The following is a 237-nucleotide window of genomic DNA, read 5'->3' as shown; positions in this document are numbered from 1 at the left end:
GTTGCCGATCCTCTTTTTGTGGATATGGAGTCCGGAAATTTTAAACTAAAAGAAAACTCACCGGCATTTAAAATTGGTTTTAAAGAATTTCCGCTTGACAATTTTGGTGTTACGAAATCGGAATTTATAAAAGAGGCCAACGCTGCCTATCTGAAATATTCGCCGCAATTAACTTCTGAAAGAAACAATAAAGATGAAGGCAGAAGGTATAAATGGATGGGAGCCACCATAAAAACC

1 protein-coding gene is annotated in these 237 nt (G+C 37.1%); it reads left to right on the top strand.

The window, feature by feature from the left end:
* Nucleotides 1-237 (top strand): hypothetical protein (locus Q1A18_RS19030; RefSeq protein WP_299584748.1); only part of this gene is annotated, 237 nt, incomplete at both ends.

Origin of the sequence: uncultured Sunxiuqinia sp. (assembly GCF_947495665.1) — a bacterium.
GTDB classification, from domain to species: domain Bacteria; phylum Bacteroidota; class Bacteroidia; order Bacteroidales; family Prolixibacteraceae; genus Sunxiuqinia; species Sunxiuqinia rutila.
The sequence above is the reverse complement of the archived record's forward strand: the minus strand, read 5'-3'. Positions and strand labels throughout refer to the sequence as shown.